The following is a 2,937-nucleotide window of genomic DNA, read 5'->3' on the forward strand; positions in this document are numbered from 1 at the left end:
ACAATATGAACACGCTCACCCCAACTGCGCTTCGTGACTTGCTGAACCGGACGGGAGTTGTCCTGTCCAAACGCCTCGGGCAGAACTTCCTGGTCGACGGGAACGTACTTGCCTCCATGGCTTCACTGTTCCCTTCAGACAAGAGCGTGGTGTTCGTCGAAGTAGGTGCCGGGGCGCTTGCTCTTACCGGGATTCTCGCTGAGCGTGGAAAACGCGTGATTGCCTACGAAATTGACGAGCGTCTTCGCAAGGTTCATGAAGCCCTTCTGGCCGATGACCCTCTCCGGACACGTATCGAACTGAGGTATGAGGATGCCCTGGATGCAGACTGGTGTGCTTTGGGACATGAGGGCGAGACCTTGGTGCTTATGGGGAATCTTCCCTATCTTCGGTCCTCCGAGACTGTCCTGAAGCTCATTCGAACCGATTGTATCGGACAAGCCTGCCTGCTCTTCCAACGGGAGTTTGCAACCCGTCTTGCCGCTCATTCCGGGAACGGTGACTACAGCTCGCTGTCTGTCGTGGCCCAGACATTCTTCGATATCAAGCGGCTGCTCGAGCTTTCGCCTGACGTGTTTTTCCCGCGTCCTGAGGTCAACTCGACCCTTCTGGGGTTTCTCAGACATCCAAGTGGATTGGAGGACACCGAAGTCGCGCCATTCATGCGATTTGTTCAGCAGTCGTTCCTGCACAGGCGCAAGAAACTGGCTGACTTCTTTCGCCGACTTGGCGTCCCGCTTACGGGTGAGTTCGCCGAGACGTCTCAGCTTCGCCCGGAGGTCCTCACGCCCTCGGAGTTCATCGACTTGTTTCGGGCGGTCTCCCGGGTGACTCGCGTTTGATCGAGGGCGTCCAGAGCGCCCGCCGTGTTGCCTTTTCCCTCATCGGGAGTAAAATCTCTCGGTAAACCAAGTCATCTTATTTCGGGAGGTATACGATTATGAAGATTCAGAACGATGCACGTTATGCGAAGTCGGACGAGTGGGTACGCGTCGAGGGTGGCGTTGCGTTCGTTGGAGTCTCTGACTACGCCCAGGGCAAGCTGGGAGATGTCGTGTTCGTCGGAGACATCTCCGTCGGCTCGACATTGAAGGCAGGAGACCTCCTGACCTCTGTCGAATCGGTCAAGGCTGCCTCGGACGTCTATACGCCCGTGTCGGGCAAGGTTCTCGAAGTCAATCACGAAGTCACCGCGAAGCCCGAACTCCTCAACAGTGATGCGTTTGGAGCCGGCTGGCTGGCCAAGATCGAGCTTTCGAATCCGGATGAGCTGAATGGCTTGATGAGCGCTACTGACTATGCAGAGTACAGAAAGGAATAGGTTCTCGTTCATCCCGGCGACAGGTGATGAGCAGCAGGCGATGTTGCAGAAGATTGGCCTGCAGTTTGATGACATCGTCAAGTGTTTTGCTGGCAACTCCTGCGTGGAAGGCGGTCTCCAACTCCCCGACGGATTGACGGAGGATCAGATGGTCGAGTACTGGGACACCATGATGTCCCGGAACTCGGGTCCCAGGAAGGCTTCTCTTCTGGGCGCCGGGGCATACATGCATTTCATTCCAGCCGTCGTCCCACACCTTGCATCTCTCCCGGGTTTCGTCACAGCATATACGCCATACCAGCCCGAGATAAGCCAGGGGACGTTGCAGTCCCTGTTCGAGTTCCAGTCGTTCATGGTGGAACTCACCGATATGGAATTGGCCAACTGCTCGATGTACGATGGGGCCTCGTCGACCGCTGAGGCCATGCTGATGGCTCATCGTGTCAAGAAGGCGGACCGGGTGCTCGTCGCTGCAACGGTGAACCCGAACTACTTGGCAACGGTCCGGACCTACCTGAAACCACACGGGATTGCCGTCGATGTCGTCAGGATGGATGGCGACGGGCGCGTATCCATGGAAGATCTGGAGCTAAAACTGTCTGCCTCTGCGTGCAGCGCAGTTCTTGTCCAGAGTCCAAACTACCTGGGCATTATCGAAGACCTTGGTGCCATCGGGACAGCCGTCCACGGGCACGATGCCCTGTTTGTCGAATCCTTCACCGAAGCGATGGCTCTGGGACTGCTCAAGTATGGTGTTGGCACTGGAGCAGACATTGTCGTCGGTGAGGGACAGTCGCTTGGTCTCTCGATGTCATTTGGTGGGCCGCATCTTGGCGTCTTTGCCACCCTGAAGAAGTACAACCGTGACTTTCCCGGTCGAATCGTCGGTGAGTCCATCGACACAAAGGGTCGCCAGGCATTTGTCATGACGTTGAGAGCGCGCGAGCAGGACATTCGACGCGAGAAGGCGACGTCCAATATCTGTTCGAACCATGCACTCAACGCACTAACGGCAGCTGTATACCTTGGCAGTGTGGGCGAGTCGGGATTCAGGGCACTTGCCTGTGAGAACGTTGCGAAGCTGCAGAAGCTGATCAGTGGACTCGAGGCGACCGGGCACTTCACCCGTGTTTTCAAGCAGAGCCCAGTGTTCAATGAAGCAGTCCTTGCCAGTTCGATCGCTCCCGAAGATATGCGCTCCCGACTGGCGGGTGTGCCGGTGTTTCCACCGCTCGCTCTTGCTCGTGGCGTTGTCCCGGAAGTCCAGGGGATGCCTCATACGTATCTGGTCTGCGCGACCGAGATGCTCAAGGACAGTATCCTTGGGCAGGTTCTCGGCGCATTGAGCTGAGGTGGCGGAAGATGACTCTATTTGAGAAGAGTGTGGCAGGCCGGTCGGCATTCTCGTTTGGGTTCGAGGAGGACAGGGCTGTAGCCGAAAGATATATTCCTGAGTTTGCGCGCGCTGCGGTGAAACCGCTGCCACAGGTCGCAGAACTTGACCTGGTACGCCATTTCACGAATCTGGCTACGATAAACTACGGTGTCGACACCGGCTTCTACCCGCTGGGGTCGTGCACGATGAAGTACAACCCCAAGATCAACGAGCGAATGGC

General features: G+C 56.9%; 3 protein-coding genes and 1 pseudogene. All 4 read left to right on the top strand.

Annotated elements, in window-relative coordinates; all coding sequences use genetic code 11:
* The coding region (gene rsmA, locus SMC3_RS03230; RefSeq protein ID WP_119089818.1) for a 16S rRNA (adenine(1518)-N(6)/adenine(1519)-N(6))-dimethyltransferase RsmA at window positions 1-842 on the top strand (842 nt) is incomplete at its 5' end.
* 98 nt (window positions 843-940) lie between these two features.
* Complete coding sequence (gene gcvH, locus SMC3_RS03235) at window positions 941-1,321, top strand: glycine cleavage system protein GcvH (protein ID WP_119087334.1); 381 nt, start codon at window positions 941-943, stop codon at window positions 1,319-1,321.
* Window positions 1,299-2,672 (top strand): aminomethyl-transferring glycine dehydrogenase subunit GcvPA, encoded by a 1,374-nt coding sequence (gene gcvPA / locus SMC3_RS03240; RefSeq protein WP_119089819.1) that lies wholly within the window; start codon window positions 1,299-1,301, stop codon window positions 2,670-2,672. The genes gcvH and gcvPA overlap by 23 nt, the downstream gene beginning before the upstream one ends.
* 11 nt (window positions 2,673-2,683) lie before the next feature.
* Window positions 2,684-2,937: pseudogene (locus tag SMC3_RS03245) on the top strand (aminomethyl-transferring glycine dehydrogenase subunit GcvPB); the annotation flags it as partial.

The organism is Candidatus Cryosericum hinesii (genome assembly GCF_003570985.1).
GTDB classification, from domain to species: domain Bacteria; phylum Caldisericota; class Caldisericia; order Cryosericales; family Cryosericaceae; genus Cryosericum; species Cryosericum hinesii.

Excerpts from the sequence above, each read along its gene's own strand:
- gcvH (WP_119087334.1), top strand. The coding sequence starts at position 941 with ATGAAGATTCAGAACGATGCACGTTATGCGAAGTCGGACGAGTGGGTA.
- gcvPA (WP_119089819.1), top strand. The coding sequence starts at position 1,299 with ATGCAGAGTACAGAAAGGAATAGGTTCTCGTTCATCCCGGCGACAGGT.